The 16,921-nt window shown below is 64.0% G+C and carries 15 protein-coding genes; 11 read left to right on the forward strand and 4 right to left on the reverse strand.

Features of this window, described 5'->3' with window-relative positions; translation table 11 throughout:
• The first annotated feature begins 1 nt into the window (after window position 1).
• From truB to QZ497_RS12850, 4 genes are all read left to right on the forward strand, one after another.
• The gene (gene truB / locus QZ497_RS12835) at window positions 2-919 is read left to right on the forward strand and encodes a tRNA pseudouridine(55) synthase TruB (RefSeq protein ID WP_295475336.1); all 918 of its coding nucleotides are present in this window, start codon (window positions 2-4) and stop codon (window positions 917-919) included.
• A 151-nt stretch (window positions 920-1,070) separates the two neighbouring features.
• Window positions 1,071-1,340: a 30S ribosomal protein S15 gene (gene rpsO, locus QZ497_RS12840; protein ID WP_295475338.1), complete on the forward strand. Its 270-nt coding sequence runs from the start codon at window positions 1,071-1,073 to the stop codon at window positions 1,338-1,340.
• A 317-nt stretch (window positions 1,341-1,657) separates the two neighbouring features.
• Window positions 1,658-3,763, forward strand: coding sequence for a polyribonucleotide nucleotidyltransferase (pnp, locus tag QZ497_RS12845; protein WP_295475340.1), 2,106 nt, complete (start codon window positions 1,658-1,660; stop codon window positions 3,761-3,763).
• Between the two features lie 295 nt (window positions 3,764-4,058).
• Window positions 4,059-4,406, forward strand: coding sequence for a BON domain-containing protein (locus QZ497_RS12850; protein ID WP_295475342.1), 348 nt, complete (start codon window positions 4,059-4,061; stop codon window positions 4,404-4,406).
• 422 nt (window positions 4,407-4,828) lie between these two features.
• Here the strand turns inward: QZ497_RS12850 and QZ497_RS12855 are convergent, their stop codons facing one another.
• The 4 genes from QZ497_RS12855 to QZ497_RS12870 form a co-directional block, all read right to left on the reverse strand.
• The gene (locus QZ497_RS12855; protein ID WP_295475405.1) at window positions 4,829-5,125 is read right to left on the reverse strand and encodes a DUF2845 domain-containing protein; all 297 of its coding nucleotides are present in this window, start codon (window positions 5,123-5,125) and stop codon (window positions 4,829-4,831) included.
• A gap of 25 nt (window positions 5,126-5,150) precedes the next feature.
• Window positions 5,151-8,108 (reverse strand): DUF748 domain-containing protein, encoded by a 2,958-nt coding sequence (locus QZ497_RS12860; RefSeq protein WP_295475344.1) that lies wholly within the window; start codon window positions 8,106-8,108, stop codon window positions 5,151-5,153.
• A gap of 109 nt (window positions 8,109-8,217) precedes the next feature.
• Window positions 8,218-9,234: a class I SAM-dependent methyltransferase gene (locus tag QZ497_RS12865; protein WP_295475346.1), complete on the reverse strand. Its 1,017-nt coding sequence runs from the start codon at window positions 9,232-9,234 to the stop codon at window positions 8,218-8,220.
• Window positions 9,235-9,323: 89 nt separating this feature from the next.
• Complete coding sequence (locus tag QZ497_RS12870; RefSeq protein WP_295475348.1) at window positions 9,324-9,872, reverse strand: DUF1523 family protein; 549 nt, start codon at window positions 9,870-9,872, stop codon at window positions 9,324-9,326.
• A 109-nt stretch (window positions 9,873-9,981) separates the two neighbouring features.
• On the opposite strand from QZ497_RS12870, the gene QZ497_RS12875 reads away from it, so the two are divergent.
• Genes QZ497_RS12875 through QZ497_RS12905 form a run of 7 tightly spaced genes read left to right on the forward strand, consistent with a single transcriptional unit; the run spans window position 9,982 to window position 16,886 of the window.
• Window positions 9,982-10,989 (forward strand): ATP-grasp domain-containing protein, encoded by a 1,008-nt coding sequence (locus QZ497_RS12875; protein ID WP_295475350.1) that lies wholly within the window; start codon window positions 9,982-9,984, stop codon window positions 10,987-10,989.
• A 50-nt stretch (window positions 10,990-11,039) separates the two neighbouring features.
• The gene (locus tag QZ497_RS12880; protein ID WP_295475351.1) at window positions 11,040-12,182 is read left to right on the forward strand and encodes a trypsin-like peptidase domain-containing protein; all 1,143 of its coding nucleotides are present in this window, start codon (window positions 11,040-11,042) and stop codon (window positions 12,180-12,182) included.
• Between the two features lie 57 nt (window positions 12,183-12,239).
• Window positions 12,240-13,373, forward strand: coding sequence for a phosphoribosyltransferase domain-containing protein (locus tag QZ497_RS12885; RefSeq protein WP_295475353.1), 1,134 nt, complete (start codon window positions 12,240-12,242; stop codon window positions 13,371-13,373).
• Entirely contained in the window at window positions 13,366-14,124 is a 759-nt protein-coding gene (locus QZ497_RS12890) for a trehalose phosphatase (RefSeq protein WP_295475355.1), read from the forward strand. Before QZ497_RS12885 ends, QZ497_RS12890 begins: the two co-directional genes overlap by 8 nt.
• Window positions 14,117-15,211, forward strand: a complete 1,095-nt coding sequence (locus QZ497_RS12895) for a cysteine protease StiP family protein (protein ID WP_295475358.1) — start codon at window positions 14,117-14,119, stop codon at window positions 15,209-15,211. Before QZ497_RS12890 ends, QZ497_RS12895 begins: the two co-directional genes overlap by 8 nt.
• Window positions 15,208-16,158, forward strand: a complete 951-nt coding sequence (locus QZ497_RS12900) for an HpcH/HpaI aldolase/citrate lyase family protein (RefSeq protein WP_295475359.1) — start codon at window positions 15,208-15,210, stop codon at window positions 16,156-16,158. The genes QZ497_RS12895 and QZ497_RS12900 overlap by 4 nt, the downstream gene beginning before the upstream one ends.
• Entirely contained in the window at window positions 16,158-16,886 is a 729-nt protein-coding gene (locus QZ497_RS12905; RefSeq protein ID WP_295475362.1) for an HAD family hydrolase, read from the forward strand. The genes QZ497_RS12900 and QZ497_RS12905 overlap by 1 nt, the downstream gene beginning before the upstream one ends.
• The last annotated feature ends 35 nt before the right edge of the window (window positions 16,887-16,921 follow it).

A 16,921-nucleotide genomic window follows, 5' to 3' on the forward strand; every position in this document is an offset into this window, starting at 1 on the left:
GGTGGCTCAGGTCAAACGCATTCGCCGTAACGTCAGCGGCATCATCCTGCTCGACAAGCCCCTGGGCTTCACTTCCAATGCCGCCCTGCAGAAGGTGCGTTGGTTGCTCAATGCGGAAAAGGCCGGCCACACCGGCAGCCTCGACCCCCTGGCCACCGGCGTGCTGCCGCTGTGCTTCGGCGAGGCGACCAAGTTTTCCCAGTACCTGCTCGATTCGGACAAGTCCTACGAGACGCTGATGCAGCTGGGCAAGACCACCACCACCGCCGACTCCGAGGGCGAGGTGCTGCAAACCCGCCCCGTGACCGTTGGTCGCGCCGACATCGAGGCGGTATTGCCCGAATTCCGTGGGCAGATCAGCCAGATACCGCCGATGTACTCGGCCCTCAAGCGCGACGGCCAGCCACTTTACAAACTGGCACGTGCAGGGGAAGTAGTGGAGCGTGAGGCGCGTTCTGTTACTATTGCGCGCCTGGAATTGCTGGCGTGCGAAAGCGAGACCGCACGGCTGGCCGTGGACTGCAGCAAAGGCACCTATATCCGTACCCTGGTGGAGGATATTGGTGAGCGCCTGGGCTGTGGTGCCTATGTCGCCGAACTGCGGCGTACCCAGGCAGGTCCTTTCAGCCTGGCCCAGACGGTCACGCTGGAAGAGCTGGAACAGGCCCATGCCGAAGGTGGCAACGAAGCGCTAGACCGCTTCCTGATGCCATCGGACAGCGGCTTGCAAGACTGGCCTCTGCTGAAGTTTTCGGAGCACAGCGCGTTCTATTGGCTGCACGGTCAGCCGGTACGTGCGCCGGATGCACCGAAGTTCGGCATGGTCCGTGTACAGGATCACCAGGGCCGCTTCATCGGCATCGGTGAAGTGAGCGATGACGGGCGTATTGCGCCGCGTCGACTGATTCGGTCAGAGTGACCGGAACCCCGCAGGCCTGGCGTCAGGTCGGCGGGCGAGGGTGGCTGTCAACAGGCACGGTCACACCTCTTTTTTTAAATACGGGGCCTTGGCCTCGGCCTGTTGGAATCGTCCCGCAAGGACGGTTTCCTCGACTTGAAGGAATGCCCACATGGCACTCAGCGTTGAAGAAAAAGCTCAGATCGTTACCGACTACCAGCAAGCTGCCGGTGATACTGGTTCGCCAGAAGTGCAAATCGCACTGCTGACCGCCAACATCAACAAGCTGCAAGGCCACTTCAAGGCCAACGGCAAGGACCACCACTCCCGTCGTGGTCTGATCCGCATGGTAAACCAGCGCCGCAAGCTGCTGGACTACCTGAAAGGCAAGGACGTGAACCGCTACAGCACCCTGATCGGTCGTCTGGGTCTGCGTCGCTAATCACGGCGTGGTGACTCTCTTCCCGGCAGCCCAGGCCTCGTGCGCGAGGCCTGGCGTCGTCTCGGGAAGAAATCTGAGGTTGGTTGCCTGTCAGGCGCATCGGTCCATCCGGTGTGCCTGGCGGGCTTCCAGCCTCAAGTTTTATCTGGACTGCGGTCGGGGCCGATTCCCCGCCTGGCCCAAGCATTCGCAAGGCGTTGCATGACCCGTCGTCGAGCCGGGCGTTGCCCTTCAGGCAGTGCTCATCGAGCCGCGGCGCGCTGTGTAGCGTGAGCAAAACCGTTCCCCCAAGAGCCACAAACGAAAGGTAGGAAACCGTGAACCCGGTAATCAAGAAGTTTCAGTTCGGTCAGTCGACCGTCACCCTGGAGACAGGCCGTATCGCCCGTCAGGCCTCCGGCGCCGTGCTGGTCACCGTTGACGACGACGTCAGCGTATTGGTGACCGTGGTAGGGGCCAAGCAGGCCGACCCGAGCAAGGGTTTCTTCCCCCTGTCGGTGCACTACCAGGAAAAGACCTACGCAGCCGGCAAGATCCCCGGTGGCTACTTCAAGCGTGAAGGCCGTCCTTCGGAGAAGGAAACCCTGACCTCGCGCCTGATCGACCGTCCGATCCGTCCGCTGTTCCCGGAAGGCTTCATGAACGAAGTGCAGGTCGTCTGCACCGTGGTTTCCACCAGCAAGAAGACTGACCCGGACATCGCCGCGATGATCGGTACTTCGGCGGCCCTGGCAATCTCCGGCATTCCGTTCGACGGCCCGATTGGTGCTGCCCGCGTGGCCTTCCACGCCGAAACCGGTTACCTGCTGAACCCGACCTACGAGCAACTGGCTGCCTCGAGCCTGGACATGGTCGTGGCCGGTACCGAAGAAGCGGTGCTGATGGTCGAGTCCGAAGCCAAGGAACTGACCGAAGACCAGATGCTGGGCGCCGTACTGTTCGCCCATGACGAATTCCAGGTCGTGATCAACGCCGTCAAGGAATTCGCCGCCCAAGCCGCCAAGCCGACCTGGAACTGGCAGCCTGAAGCCGAGAACACCACCCTGCTCAACGCGATCCGCAGCGAGTTCGGCGAGGCCATCTCGCAGGCCTACACCATCACCGTCAAGGCTGACCGCTATGCCCGCCTGGGCGAGCTGCGCGACCAGGTCGTCGAGCGTCTGGCCGTCGAAGAAAACGGCCCGTCGGCTTCCGAGGTCAAGGCTGCTTTCGGTGAAATCGAATACCGCACCGTGCGTGAGAACATCGTCAACGGCAAGCCACGTATCGACGGTCGTGACACCCGTACCGTACGCCCGCTGAACATCGAAGTCGGCGTACTGCCGAAGACCCACGGTTCGGCGCTGTTCACCCGCGGCGAAACCCAGGCCCTGGTGGTTGCCACCCTGGGTACTGCCCGTGACGCGCAGCTGCTCGACACCCTCGAAGGCGAGAAGCGCGACGGCTTCCTGCTGCACTACAACTTCCCTCCGTTCTCGGTGGGCGAGTGCGGTCGCATGGGCGGTGCTGGTCGTCGTGAAATCGGTCACGGTCGTCTGGCACGTCGTGGCGTACAGGCCATGCTGCCAAGCGACGGCGAATTCCCGTACACCATCCGCGTGGTTTCGGAAATCACCGAGTCCAACGGCTCCAGCTCCATGGCTTCGGTCTGCGGTGCTTCCCTGGCGCTGATGGACGCCGGTGTACCGATCAAGGCACCGGTTGCCGGTATCGCCATGGGCCTGGTCAAGGAAGGCGAGAAGTTCGCCGTCCTCACCGACATCCTCGGTGACGAAGACCACCTGGGCGACATGGACTTCAAGGTAGCCGGTACCGCCAAGGGCGTCACCGCGCTGCAGATGGACATCAAGATCAAGGGCATCACCGAAGAGATCATGGAGATCGCCCTGGGCCAGGCCCTGGAAGCTCGCCTGAACATCCTCGGCCAGATGAACCAGATCATCGGTCAGTCGCGCAGCGAACTGTCGGCCAATGCGCCGACCATGCTGGCGATGAAGATCGACACCGACAAGATCCGCGACGTGATCGGCAAGGGTGGCGCGACCATCCGTGCCATTTGCGAAGAAACCAAGGCTTCGATCGACATCGAAGACGACGGCTCGATCAAGATCTTCGGCGAAACCAAGGAAGCTGCCGAAGCTGCTCGCCAGCGCGTACTGGGCATCACTGCCGAAGCCGAGATCGGCAAGATCTACGTCGGCAAGGTCGAGCGCATCGTCGACTTCGGCGCGTTCGTCAACATCCTGCCTGGCAAGGACGGCCTGGTGCACATCTCGATGCTCAGCGATGCACGCGTCGAGAAAGTCACCGACGTGCTGAAAGAAGGCCAGGAAGTCGAAGTGCTGGTACTGGACGTGGACAACCGCGGCCGTATCAAACTGTCGATCAAGGACGTAGCGGCCGCCAAGGCCTCCGGCGTCTGATCCACCCGGTCAGCCAGGCTTCCCCGTGAAGCCTGACAACCTGAAAAATCCGCCCCCAGCGATGGGGGCGGATTTTTTTTGGCCGTCGATTACCGCGCCACCTGACTTGCATCTTGCAAGCGTATTTCACGCCCAAGCGGGCAATCTGCACGATGCGGCAATTTTAAAAATATTTTAAGTATTTGATATATATAGATTTTTTGTTCTTTCAAAAGCTGGCATAGCGCTTGCGATATACCTTGCAACCTGCAGCCACACGCTGGTGCAGATTTCGAGGAAAACAGGAGTTAATCGTATGAAGAAGTTCGCTATCGCTGCTGCCACTGCCCTGACTCTGACCATGGCTGGTGGTGCCTTTGCCCAGACCGCCAACCAGGCTCCCATGATGCTGGCCGCCAACTCCACCGTGGAGAACGCCAAGCAAGAAGGTAGCGATACCTGGATCACCACCAAGGTCAAAGCAGACCTGCTGACCGAGAAAGGCATTCCAGGTTCGGACATCAAGGTCGAAACCTCGAACGGCGTGGTAGCCCTGTCGTCCGACGTCAAGGTGACTGAAGCCCAGAAGAAAATGGCTGTAGATATCACCAAGAAAATCAAGGGCGTGAAGTCGGTGACCGCCGAAGCCCTGAAAGCCGAGTAATCGACTCGATTGTGACCGTCTGAAGCATCGCATTCGCCAGGGAGGCGGGTGAGATGTGAAGAAGGTTCATGCGACCGGCCACAGGGATGTGGCCATTACAGGCCCCGGCTTTCGAGTCGGGGCCTGTTCTATTCATTCCAAAGGTAACGAGCGTTCAGGTGCTCTCCGCTTTGTTGGCGCGAGCTGAACGAACGGCGTTGGCTTCAGCCGCCATGCAGGTCAGTCCGTGGCAGCGAGCTTGCTCGCGAAGGCGGCGTCACGGTCACAGCAAACCCAGCGACTTTGCCAGCTTTTTGCGAGCAAGCTCGCTTCCACAAAGCCGCGAAGGCGGCAGAAATTCACTGCATCTGTTGTGAGCGTGCGGGCGCTTCGCGGCTGAAGCCGCTCCTACCCGGCCTAACCGAGCGGTATAGCCCCTATGGCTACTGCCCGCGCTTACTGTCGATGCGTACCAGGCGGCCGCCTTCGAAGCGCAGGTAGCGGTACATGCCGTGGTCGGGCCCGTAGATCCATTCCTCGATCATCACCTGCTCGGCATTGCGGTAATTGCGGCTGAAGCTCTCTTTGGAGCCGATCACTGCCTGGCTGACCGGAGCCCCGCATTTGCGTTGCACTTCGAAGCCGTGGTCACCGAGGCTGATCAGCTGGCTGCCACAACGCATGGTCGACGACTCGGCCAGGCTGCTTTGCGCGGCGGCCAGCAGGCCGAGTATGAGCATGACGGGAATGAGGTTCTTCAACGGTTCACTCGCTGTCCAGATGCAGAGGGGTGACTACCCGGCCATCGGCTTCGGCCTTGCCGAGCTGGGCGTCGATGAAGTAGATACGGTCGTCTTCCAGCCCGGCCTTGCCGACCAGATAGTCCTTGATGCTGCTGGCGCGGTCCTGGCCCAGCTCACGCAGCAGGGCGTCGTTGGTACTCCAGAACTGTAGTACAGCGTCGCGCATCCGGTTCTGGCGCTCTTCCTTGCCCAGCTCGGTCCATTGCGCCGGGGGTTGCTGTTTGAGGCGCGTACGATAGATGCCTTCGAGCATCGGCGCCTTCTCGTCCTCGGGCACCTGCAGCATGTCAGGGCGTGGCGGCACCTTGTCGCCACGACGCTGCATGATCTTGTAGTAGGTGATCCGGTATTCGCGCTCCAGACGCTCGCGGGCGAGCAGCGGGCCATCGCTGCTGGCGGCGCTGGTGCCTTCGATTTCCAGGCGCAGGGTCGGGCGCTCCTTGAGCCCGGCAGCCAGTTTGTCGAGCGCCGCCCGGGATTCATCGTTCAGCGCCCGTGACCCTGGTTCGAAGCGAATGTTGCCCAGGTCCTGGGAACCGCCGCCGGCCACCAGGCCACCGATGAACTTGAAGGGCGACTGCGCGGCGCGCACCACCAGGTTGCGCAGGGTTTGCCAGACGATGGGCATGACACTGAACTGCGGGTTGTTCAGGTCGCCCTCGACCGGCAGCTCCAGCGAGATCCGCCCTTGTGGATCCTTGAGCAGCGCCACCGCCAGGCGAATCGGCAGGTCCACGGCATCGGGGCTGTCGACCTTCTCTCCCAATTGCAGCTGTTCCACCAGCACCTTGTTCTGCGCCTTGAGCTTGCCCTGAGTAATCAGGTAGTGCAGGTCGAGGTTGAGGCGCCCTTTGCGGATGCGGAAGCCGGCGAACTTGCCGGAATAGGGCGTCAGGGTGGTCAGCTCGACGCGACGGAAGCTGGTGGCGATATCCAGGGCGGCCATCGGGTTGAACGGGTTCAGGCTGCCCTTGATGGTCACCGGTGCGTAGCGGTCGACCTTGCCTTCGACATTCACCGGTGCCGGTTTGGCCTGACGATTGTCGATGGTGCCGATACGCCCGTTGAGCTGCTGCACGGCCGTGGCGAAGTTCGGTGTCAGGGTGAAGTCGGCGAAGTACGCCGAACCGTCGTTGATGGCCACCTCGCCGACGCGGATGCCCAACGGTTTTTCGCTGCGGCTTGACGCCTGGCGCTGCGCCGCTGGTTGCGGCTTGGCATCGGCGGGTTGCGGAATCAGCAGGTCATCGACGTTGGTGGTGCGGTCTTCGTTGATCATGAAGCGCGCATAGGGCTGCTGCAGGTCGACACGGTCGATCGACAGGCTCTCGCCATGCTGGTAGTTCAGGCCATCGAGGGTCAACTGCTGCCACTTGACGAAATCACGCTGCTTGAGGGTGTCCAGGGTGTGCATCTGCGTGACCTGGGCCTTGCCGGTCACGCTCAGGGCCAGCGGCTCGGTGCTCTTGAGGTCCACGGCCAGGTCGCTGCCGAGCATGCCGCTGCGCAGTTCCAGGCGGATGAACGGGCTGATGTAGGCCTGGGCAATGCGCAGGTCGATGTCTTCGCTGCTGACCTTCAGGCGTGCATTGACCGGTGCCAGGTTGACCTCGCCGCTGGCGGCCAGCTTGCCCTGGCGCCCGATGCCGGTGTCCAGGCGCAGCTTGAAGGGCGACTTGTTCAGGCTGTCGAAGTCATGCAGGTCGAGGTTCAGCGGGCCGACTTCCAGGGCCACTGGCTCCTTGACCCCACGGTCGGCCAGGTGCACCTGATAGTTGCGCAGTTGCACATCGCGGACCTGCACCTGCCAGGGCTTGGCCGGTGTTGCAGGAGGCGTCTCGGCCGGTTTGGCCGGTGGCTGGGCTGCCTTGTCATCCTTGGGCGGGTTGGCGTTGCTGGCCGGTTTGGCACGCGCCTCGCCGGCGAACAGCTTCTGCCAGTCCAGTTGCCCGTCCGCCTCGCGTGCGGCCCAGGTTTCCAGCTTCTGGCTGCGCACCTTGCCGACCACCACCTGTTGCCTGGCCAGGTCCAGGGAGGTATCGCTGACCTCCAGCTGCTGCAGGCGGACCAGCGAGCGGCCATCCGGCGCATTGAGCGCCAGTCCCGCCACGCTGGCCTGGGCGCCGCTCAGTTGCAGTTCGGTCTGCCTGGCAAGGTTGAGTGTGTAATTCGTGCTCAGGGTCAGACGGCCATCCTGCAGCGCCAGTGGCACGGCGTCACGCACATAGGGCCACCAGAGTTTCATCTTGCTGTCGGTGATTTTCAGCGTGCCTTCAGAGCTGATCGGCGCCAGGCTCAGGCGCCCCTGCCAGTCGATCTGGCCGCCGTCCGGCCCGGCGGCGACCAGCACCGCATCGGCGTTGTCTTCGGGCAGGGTACTGAGGTTCTTCAGCTCCAGGTTCAGGCGGTCGTAGAGAAACTCGATAGGGTCGCTGGGGCGTTGGTCGCGAAAGTGCAGGTAGCCGTCGACCAGCTTGATGCGGTCGATGCGCAGGGCGAAGGGCTTGTCTGCCGCAGGCTTTTCCGGTGTCGGTTCGGCGGCCGGCAGCTTGAACAACTGCGTCAGGTTCAACTGGCCCTGGCGGTCGAACAGCACTTCGGTACGGGGCTTGACCAGCTCTACGTCCAGCAGGTGCAGGGCGCCGCTCCAGAGGCTGTCGAGCTGCAGGTTGGCGTAGAGCTTTTCCAGCGCCAGTTGCTCCTGGCCAGGCGTGCCGATGTTCAGCCCCCAGATGCTCAGTTCCAGCGTGTAGGGGTTGAGCTCCAGGCGCTCGATACGTGCCGGTACGCTGGCGTATTGCGCCAGCTGCTGGTTGGCGATGCGCAGGGCGACACCGGGCAGGATGAAGAAACCCAGCAGGCTGTAAAGGACGAAGACCGCCACCAGGGCGCCAATAACACGTTTAAGACCTTTGGGCATTTGGTGCTGCGTCTCTCTCGAATCGGAGGTGCTTGGAGTATGGCATGCCGATTCGGTTCATAAGGCGGTGTTGTTCCGGCTTGTAGGAAAAATCCTTATGTTTGCTCGGTCAGAACTGCAGGACCAGTGTCTTGAGCGGCGGTTGGCCGTCCTGAGAGGGGAAGTCCGCAGCCGGTTGGATCACCTGCCACTCGCGCACCGGGCGGCCGTTCTTCGCAGCACAGCGCAGCACCTGCTCGCGCCATTCCTCCATGGGCACCTTCGCCAGGTTGTTGCAGCAGATCAGCACGCCGTCGGGCGCCGTGGCCAGTAGCGCTGGCTTGAGCAGGCTCTGGTAGTCGCGCAGCAGGTCCACGGTGCCGAACGCGCTCTTGGCCCAGGCCGGCGGATCGAGCAGCACCAGGTCGTACTCACGGGCTTGCAGGCGTGGATAGGCCGGCAGTTTCTGCCCGCGCCGCGCAGTGACCGGCAAACCGGCCAGTTGGCGGATCGCCGGGAAGTAGTCCGACTGGATGAACTGCATGTCCGGCAGCTCCGGGTTGAGGGCGGCGTTCTCCCGACCGACCGCCAGGTTGCCTTCGGCGAAGTCCAGGTTGCAGACCTCACGGGCACCACCGGCCGCCGCGCTGAGGCCGACCCCGCAGGTGTAGGCGAACAGATTGAGTACGCGCTTGCCCTGGCTGTGCCGGCGCACCCAGCCACGGGCGTTGCGCAGGTCGAGGAACAGCAGCGGGTCCTGGCCGGCATGACGACCCCGCACCCGATAGTTCAGGCCCCACTCGTGACCGACCAGGTCCTGCAGCGCGGCGTCATCAGGCTGGTGCACGCTGTCCTGGCGATCGATACGCGAGTTGCCACGCGAGCGGTCGTTGTAGACCGGCAGCAGATTCAGCTGCAGGTGGGCCTGAACAGTGTCGATCAGCTCCAGCAGCGGTTCGCGCTCCAGGCTGTGGTGAAAGCTCTGAACCAGCAATTGTGGGCCATAGCGGTCGAGGGTCAGGCCCGCAGCGCCTTCCTGGCTGCCATGGAACAGCCGGTAGCAGTCGGTGCCCTGGGCATGCAGTTCGTCCAGCAGTGGCTGGCGGCGGTCTAGGGCGACGCGGAGCGCCTGGGTGAGGGAAGACATGTGCGGCGCCTCGGAGGGATCGTAAGGAGGCGCGGGATTCTAGCAGATAGGGAGCATCGGCCGTGGCGCCGACGCCCCCGCAGGCGCGGTCAGGAGCGGACTACGCCATCGACACGTGGCTGCCGGCGCAGGCGACGACGGATGGCCAGTGCAGTGAACAGCACCAGCAGTGCCAGGATGCTGAAGAAGATCGTGTTGAACACCGGGAAAGGCTGATCACGACTGGTGGTGGCTTCCACCGAGGTGATGTTGGGGAATACCGAGAAGATCTGGATACGCCACCCGTAATAGCGGATCAGCACCAATTGCTGGGCATCACGGGAATAGCCCTGGGCCTTGGCCTGCAGGTCGGCCGAGTCGAACTTGAAGTACCAGGGGAAGCTCCAGCCGGTGTCTTCGTTGCGGTACACCACCACTTTCTTGGTGTCGGGGTTTTCGGTGTTGATGAAATACACGTCGCGGGTCGGACCGTCGGCCGGGTTTTCCGCGTTGATCACGCCATCGGCGTCCATGCGCTTGACTTCAACCCCGGTGATCAACACCACGTCATGCCGCGGCAGCAGGTAGTGCAGGCCAAGCCCGCCCGCTGTCAGGACCAGAATCACCACCAGCCAGATCGACCGCCTGAGCCACTTCATGCCATTGTTCCTCTATGAAAATTGCGTGACTTTGCCCTAATCGGCAGCGCGCTTGAAGCAAAACAGTTATTACAAAATTCGACAAGACCATCCCTAGACGGAGAGTTGCATGATCTGGTTCCTTGAAGGGCAGTCCAGCCAGCGTGAAGTCATCATGGGGGCACGGGCGGCGCTGCCAGCCTCGCTGCGCATCGTTGCCTCGCACCGCCAGCCGCGCGGCGAGATCACCGGTCAGGCCGACCTGGCTCTGCTGGAGCCGCAGGACGACGCCGAGCGCATCGACTGGGTAATCGATAACGCCCGGCCGCTGGGCGTCAGGGTGGTGGTCGCCGGACGCATGGGGGCGTCTTACGAGCGCCATCGGCAGCGCTTCGTCGATGCCGGTATCGACCTGGTCACCGGAGGGCTGTCGATCGAGACCTTCGACAGGGTAGACGACAAGAGTCGTTTCACCGCCGCCGCCGAGCAGGCCGGGCTGGCTTGTGTACCCGCGATCACGGTCAGCGATGCCGAGCAGCTGCAGCAGGCTTACGCCACCCTCAGTGCGCAGGGGGCGGTGTGCGTCAAGCCCACGGTGGGTATCTACGGCCAGGGCTTCTGGCGCTTCAAGGAGGGTGTGGATGCCTTTCGCTGTTTCGCCAACCCCGATGCCCGGGAAACCTCCTTCGAAGCCTACCTGCATGCCTATCGCCAGCCCGGCGAGCGCCCGGCGCTGCTGGTGATGCCGTACATGCCCGGCAGCGAATGCTCGGTGGACATCGTCTGCGAGCAGGGGCGGGCGGTCGCGGCGGTCGGGCGGCGCAAACAGGGTCTGCACCAGACGTTCGAGCGCGAAGGGGCTGCCGTGCAATTGGCCGTGCGCGCCGCCGAGCATTTCGGCTGCGACGGCCTGGTCAACGTACAGACCCGCGATGATCCGCAGGGCCTGCCGCACCTGCTGGAAATCAACCCGCGCTATTCGGGGGGCATCGGCTATACCCAACAGGCTGGCGTGAACCTGCCGGGGATTTTCGCCACCCGGCGCCTGGGTCTGAAAGAACCGGAAACACATTGGTTGCCGGATATTCGGGTGAAGCCCATCACCGTTGCGGTATGTTCGCGCCCCTCGCTGCAATAATAGATTTTTGCTATTAATCATCGACCTTCAGCCCTTCAAGGAGAACCGGCATGAAAGTGCTGGCGCCTGGTGTCAACGTTGCCCTGGTCAACTCACAGTGTTCCTGGAATCTGGACACGGGGAAGGCTTCGATCTTCGGTGACTACGCGGCCGTCGCGCTGCTGCCGGTCAACGAAAAGCGCCAGCCCACCGGGGATCCGGCCCTGCTGCATCACGAGCAGCCCTGGATGGTGTGGAGTGGCGGCCCGCAGAACGTCGGCTGCACCTTGCGCCTGGCCGACTTGCCCGGCGGCAGCGACCGAGTGCTGCTGATGGTCTATGTCTACGCGGCGGCGGGGCCGATCAGCGAAGCCGGCAGCCTGTGCCTGCAGGTCGACAGCGACATCGAATACCGCATCGACCTGCGCGAGCATGGCGAGGCATCGATCATCATCGGCGAGTTCTACCGCCGCAACGAACAATGGAAATTCCGCGCCCTCAGCGAAGGCTCGGCCTACGGCCTGGCGGCGTTCGGGCGCAAGATCGGCCTGGACATTGCCGATGGCCACCCGCGCCGGCGCGGCGATGGCGGGCCGCGCGACGGCCAGCGTCATCAGTCGGCCACCGGCACCGCCTTCGTAGTCGGCCCGGCGCACCTGATGACCTGTGCGCATGTCATCGAAGACATGAACGTGCTGTACATCAGCTCGCTGGACGGGCGTTATCAGGTCGAGCCGGTGGTGGTGGACCGGCGCAACGATATTGCCCTGCTGCGGGTGCAGGGTGCCGCACCGCTGGCGGCCCTGCCGTTTCGCGAAGGCCCCGGCTGCGAGGCGGGGGACAACGTGGTGGCGCTGGGTTACCCGTTGGCGTCGATTTCCGGCGGCAACCTGCAGGTGACTCAAGGCGGAGTTTCCAGCCTGTTCGGCCTGCACAGCGATGCCAGCCTGTTGCAGTTCACCGCACCGATCCAGCCGGGTTCCAGTGGCAGCCCGCTGTTCGACAGCGGCGGGGCAGTGGTGGGCATGGTCACCTCCAGCGTGCCGGATGCACAGAACATGAACTTCGCGGTGAAGTCTGCGTTGCTGGTGGCTTTCCTGCAGGCCTGCCGGGTGCCGACCACCCTGTTGCGTCCGGATAGAACCTACAGCACGACGGAAATCTCCCGTACCGCACAATCGTCGTTATGGCTTGTCGAAGCCTCGCGTGGCTGACCGTTTTCTCAGGCGCGCCTCGACACACTCGTCTTTCGTCCAACCAGGAATTGCCCGATGAACAGCCGCCAGGCACTGCCCCCTCCGACCCGACTGCGTGCCGAGTTGCTGCGTGGTTGCCTCGACGTAACCGTGCAAGCCAGCGCCGTCGCACCCGAGGCGTTGTTCGGTTTTGCCGAGCGGCGCAATCCCAAGCGTGCCTTCCTGTTCGTTTCTCGGGTACTGGGTCGGCATATTCCGGTGCGTCCTTCGGTGATGCGCGAGAGCTTCCAGGCTCTGGCGCAGCGCATCCCAACCGACCTGCCCGGGCCGGTGTTGTTCATCGGCATGGCCGAAACCGCCGTAGGCCTGGGCGCCGGTGTGCATCGTGAGTACAGCCGCGAGCGCGACGACACCCTGTACCTGGTCAGCACCCGGCACCCGACGGGCACCGAGGTGTTCGCCCGTTTCGAAGAGGAGCACAGCCACGCCAGTGCGCATCTGATTCACCTGCCCACCGACCCGGCCCTGCGCGAACGGATGTTCGCCGCCCGCTCGCTGGTGCTGGTGGATGACGAAGCCTCGACCGGCAAGACCTTCATCAACCTGCACCGGGCCCTGGCCGAGGCGGGCCTGACACGTATCGAACGGCTGGTGACCTGTGTGCTGACCGACTGGTCAGCGGGGGCGGTCAGCCGCAACATGAATGTCGCGACCGAGCAGGTTTCGCTGTTGCAGGGCGCCTATCGTTTCGATGAAGACCCGCAGGCGCCGCTGCCGGACATGCCCGAGGTCGGTACCGTGGCCCGCGGCGACTGGCCGGTATCGGCGCGTAACGACTGGGGCCGTTTGGGGGTGCGTGCGGTGGCCGACAGCCTGGCGCCGCAGCTGCGTGTCGAGGCGGGCGAGCGCGTGCTGGTGGTGGGCACCAGCGAGTTCGTCTGGCGTCCCTTCCTGCTCGCCGAGCGCCTGGAACAGCAGGGTGCCGACGTGCATTTCGCTTCCACCAGCCGTTCTCCCATCGCCCTGGGGCATGCCATCGGCCATGCCTTGTCGTTCGCCGACAACTACGGCCTGGGCATTCCCAACTTTCTCTACAACGTGCGGCCCGGCCAGTTCGACCGGGTGCTGATCTGCACCGAGACGCCGGCCCGCGCCGTCGCGCCCGAACTGGTCGAAACCCTGCAGGCCGAGGTGATCTGCGATGAATGAAGTCCGCCCGCTGATCCTCGTGGACCTGGATGACACCCTGTTCCAGACCGCGCGCAAGATGCCGCCAGGCAGCGAGAAACACCCGGCCACGGTGGATGTGGCCGGCCAGCCTAACGGTTACATGACCGGTGTGCAGCACGCCTTCGTCGGCTGGCTGCTGGCGCATGCCGATGTGGTGCCGGTCACCGCGCGCAGTGTCGAGGCCTGCAGCCGGGTGCAACTGCCGTTTGCCTGCGGAGCCATCTGTTCGCACGGTGGCGTGATACTTGGCGCTGACGGCCGCCTGGACCAGGACTGGCATGCGCAGATGAGCGAGACCCTGGCCGCCTACCAGACGCGCCTGCACGAGCTGAGCGCCGCGACCCTGGCGATTGGCCAGGCACTGGGGCATTCACTGCGAGGCTGGGTGGTCGAGGAGGCGGGGTTGTTCCACTACGTGGTCACCAAGCACAACGAGAGCGACGACGGCATCCTGCAGCGGGTCCTGGCCGAGGTCCGCGAACGCGGGCTGCTCGACGGCATGCACGTGCATGGAAATGGCAACAACCTGGCGTTCCTGCCGGCCGGGCTGGACAAGCGTCATGCGGTGCAGGAATGGTTGCGCCGCGACCGGGCGGTACATGGCGAGCGCCCCGTGCTGGGGTTTGGTGACAGCCTGACCGACCTGGGCTTCATGGGCGAATGCCACTGGTGGGCGACCCCGGCTCGCAGCCAGCTGGCCAAGGCTTTTCAGGAGGTCGCCGGTGAATAGCCGGGTGCGGGGCCTGAACACCGTCGGCAGCGGCAGCTATCTGGCTGACGATGTGCACTTTCTGCTGCGCAGTGTCGACATCGAGGTGACCGATGTCGAAGAAAAGGAGCGTCTGATCCAGACCCGGCAGAAGCATTACTCGGAAATGATCAGCCTGGAGCAGGCGCCCAGCGACGCGCACCGGCAACTGTTCCAGCGCGCCATGACGCAGAACGGCCTGCGCATGGCCGGCGATGTGCAGGCCCTGGCCAAGGCCCTGAATGTCGCGTGCGAGGGCGAAATCGTCCTGGTGTCCTTCGTGCGCGCCGGGCTGCCACTGGGCGTGCTGCTGCGCCGGGCCCTGCAGGGCCTGGGTCGCGAGACTCATCACTATGGCATCAGTATCATCCGCGACCGGGGCATCGACCCTGTCGCTCTGGACGCGATCATCCAGGCCCACGGCGCCGAGCGCATCGTGTTCGTCGACGGCTGGACCGGCAAGGGCGCCATCGCCGGTGAGGTGCGCCGCAGTCTGGCCGGTGACCCGCGCTTCACCACGGCGCCGCGCCTGGTGGTGCTCGCCGACCCTTGCGGGCAGGCTTGGTTGGCGGCTTCGACGCAGGACTGGCTGATCCCCTCGGGCATCCTCGGCGCCACGGTGTCCGGCCTGGTGTCGCGGTCCATCTGGTCCGAGCCCGGCAGCCTGCATGGCTGTGTGGTCTACGAGCACCTGCAGCCCTACGATGTCACCGCCCGCTTCATCGAGCAGATCGACGGTCTGCGCCATGAGCTGACCGACGTCGCCGCTGCGCAGCCCTGGAGCGTCACCCAGCGCGAACAACTGCAGGCGGCGGCCACCCAGGTGGTCGCCGGGCTGGCGCAGCGCTTCGACATCACCAACCCCAATCGCATCAAGCCAGGCATTGCCGAGGCCACCCGCGCCGTGATGCGCCGGGTGCCCGATCATGTGCTGGTCCGTGACCTGAACGACAGCGACGTGCAACTGCTGCTGCACCTGACCGAGCGGGCCGGGGTGCCCGTGGAGGAGGTCGGCGCGGCCCTCGGTCCGTACCGGGCGGCCACCATCATCCGGAGTCTTGGCCAATGACCCGAATCTCGCCTTACGCCCTTGGCGCCACGCTCTACATGCCGGCGACCCGCGACGACATCCTCGATGTGGTCTTCGGCAAGAAACTCACCGAGTTGCGCTCGCTGGTGGTGTGCCTGGAAGATGCAGTAGCACCGCTGGACGTCGACGCTGCGCTGGGCAACCTGCGCGAGGTGTTGCTGCGCATCGAGTCGGTGGGCGGGCGCCCGGAAAGCGGGCCGCTGCTGTTCGTGCGCCCCCGTGATGCGCAGATGGCCGCGCAGCTCAACGACTGGCCGCTGATCCGCCATGTCGATGGCTTCGTCCTGCCCAAGCTGGCATTGAGTAATCTGCGCCACTGGGAGGCGGCGGTCGGCAACCCCGCGCTGGCGCTGATGCCGACCCTGGAAACGGCCGAGGTGTTCAACCCGATGGCCATGACCGAGCTGGGGCAGGCGCTCAAGGGTAGCCTGGAGCCGCGCATCGTCGCCTTGCGCATCGGTGGCAACGACCTGATGGGTTGCCTGGGGTTGCGTCGCAACCCGGCCTTGACCCTCTACGCGACGCCCATGGGCTATGTCATCCCGATGCTGGCCGGGGTCATGGGCGCGCTGGGCTTTGCCCTCACCGCGCCGGTGTTCGAGCAGCTGGCCACGCCGGACATTCTCGAACAGGAACTGGCACTGGATATTTCTCATGGGCTGGTGGGCAAGACCGCCATTCATCCTTCCCAGGTCACGATCATCCAGAACGCCTTGCGGGTGAGCCTGGATGATGTGAATTCTGCGCGGCAGATATTGAACTCTTCGGCCGCGGCGGTGTTCAAGTACAACGATGCGATGTGCGAACCCGCCACACACCACAAATGGGCAACCCACATCATGGAGCGCGCCAGATGGCATGGCGTGCTGCCGGCACCGGCTTCGATCGTGGATGCCAGCATCCGACTCGCTGAGGCAGTTAGCTAATGACAGAGCCAGTGATAGAACCCGATCTCGAAGTAGAAGTGCAGGAACGCCTGCTCGCGGTGTTCGATTTCGACGGCACCTTGACCCGGCACGACAGCTTCGTGCCGTTTCTCAAATTCGCCTTCGGCCAGCGCACCTTTTCCCGGCGCATGGCGCGCATGGTGCTGCCCAGCCTGGGCTACCTGGCCCGGCGCGTGACCCGTGACGAGCTGAAGGCCCGGCTGATCAAGGCCTTCCTCAGCGGTGTGGAAGCGCGCTGGGTCGAAGAACAGGCGCAGGCCTTCTGCGATGCCTGGTGGGAGCGGCTGATGCGCCCCACGGCGTTGGTCTCGGTGGCCGCCGAGCTGGAAAAGGGCGCCATCGTGACCCTCTGTTCGGCCTCGCCGGAAATCGTCCTGCAGCCATTCGCCAATCGCCTGGGTGTCGAGCTGATCGGCACCAGCCTGGAAGTCATCGATGGCAAGCTGACCGGGCTGATCGAGGGCACCAATTGCCGGCGCGACTCCAAGGTCAGCCGCCTGGAAGGCGTGTACGGCCCCTTGAGCCAGTTCCGCGTGCGCGCCTGGGGCGACACCAGTGGCGACCATGAACTGCTTGCCGCCGCCCAGGACGCGCACTGGCGGCACTTCCATCCGGCCTGGCGACGCGGGCGCTACAAGGGCCCGGCCAAGCCGGTGATTAACGCCAAGTTACACAATCGGGATGGCATTGATGAGCCATCGCGGTGAGGCTTCACGCTTTTAATCCGACGACCTATTCACAG

Origin of the sequence: uncultured Pseudomonas sp., from assembly GCF_913777995.1 — a bacterium.
Taxonomy (GTDB): Bacteria; Pseudomonadota; Gammaproteobacteria; order Pseudomonadales; family Pseudomonadaceae; genus Aquipseudomonas.

Bases quoted from the DNA above. Each gene is read 5' to 3' on its own strand.
- QZ497_RS12860 (WP_295475344.1), bottom strand. From the start codon at position 8,108: ATGCCCAAAGGTCTTAAACGTGTTATTGGCGCCCTGGTGGCGGTCTTC.
- QZ497_RS12870 (WP_295475348.1), bottom strand. From the start codon at position 9,872: ATGAAGTGGCTCAGGCGGTCGATCTGGCTGGTGGTGATTCTGGTCCTG.
- QZ497_RS12865 (WP_295475346.1), bottom strand. From the start codon at position 9,234: ATGTCTTCCCTCACCCAGGCGCTCCGCGTCGCCCTAGACCGCCGCCAG.
- QZ497_RS12875 (WP_295475350.1), top strand. From the start codon at position 9,982: ATGATCTGGTTCCTTGAAGGGCAGTCCAGCCAGCGTGAAGTCATCATG.
- QZ497_RS12890 (WP_295475355.1), top strand. From the start codon at position 13,366: ATGAATGAAGTCCGCCCGCTGATCCTCGTGGACCTGGATGACACCCTG.
- QZ497_RS12905 (WP_295475362.1), top strand. From the start codon at position 16,158: ATGACAGAGCCAGTGATAGAACCCGATCTCGAAGTAGAAGTGCAGGAA.
- QZ497_RS12900 (WP_295475359.1), top strand. From the start codon at position 15,208: ATGACCCGAATCTCGCCTTACGCCCTTGGCGCCACGCTCTACATGCCG.
- QZ497_RS12850 (WP_295475342.1), top strand. From the start codon at position 4,059: ATGAAGAAGTTCGCTATCGCTGCTGCCACTGCCCTGACTCTGACCATG.
- QZ497_RS12880 (WP_295475351.1), top strand. From the start codon at position 11,040: ATGAAAGTGCTGGCGCCTGGTGTCAACGTTGCCCTGGTCAACTCACAG.
- QZ497_RS12855 (WP_295475405.1), bottom strand. From the start codon at position 5,125: ATGCTCATACTCGGCCTGCTGGCCGCCGCGCAAAGCAGCCTGGCCGAG.
- rpsO (WP_295475338.1), top strand. From the start codon at position 1,071: ATGGCACTCAGCGTTGAAGAAAAAGCTCAGATCGTTACCGACTACCAG.
- QZ497_RS12885 (WP_295475353.1), top strand. From the start codon at position 12,240: ATGAACAGCCGCCAGGCACTGCCCCCTCCGACCCGACTGCGTGCCGAG.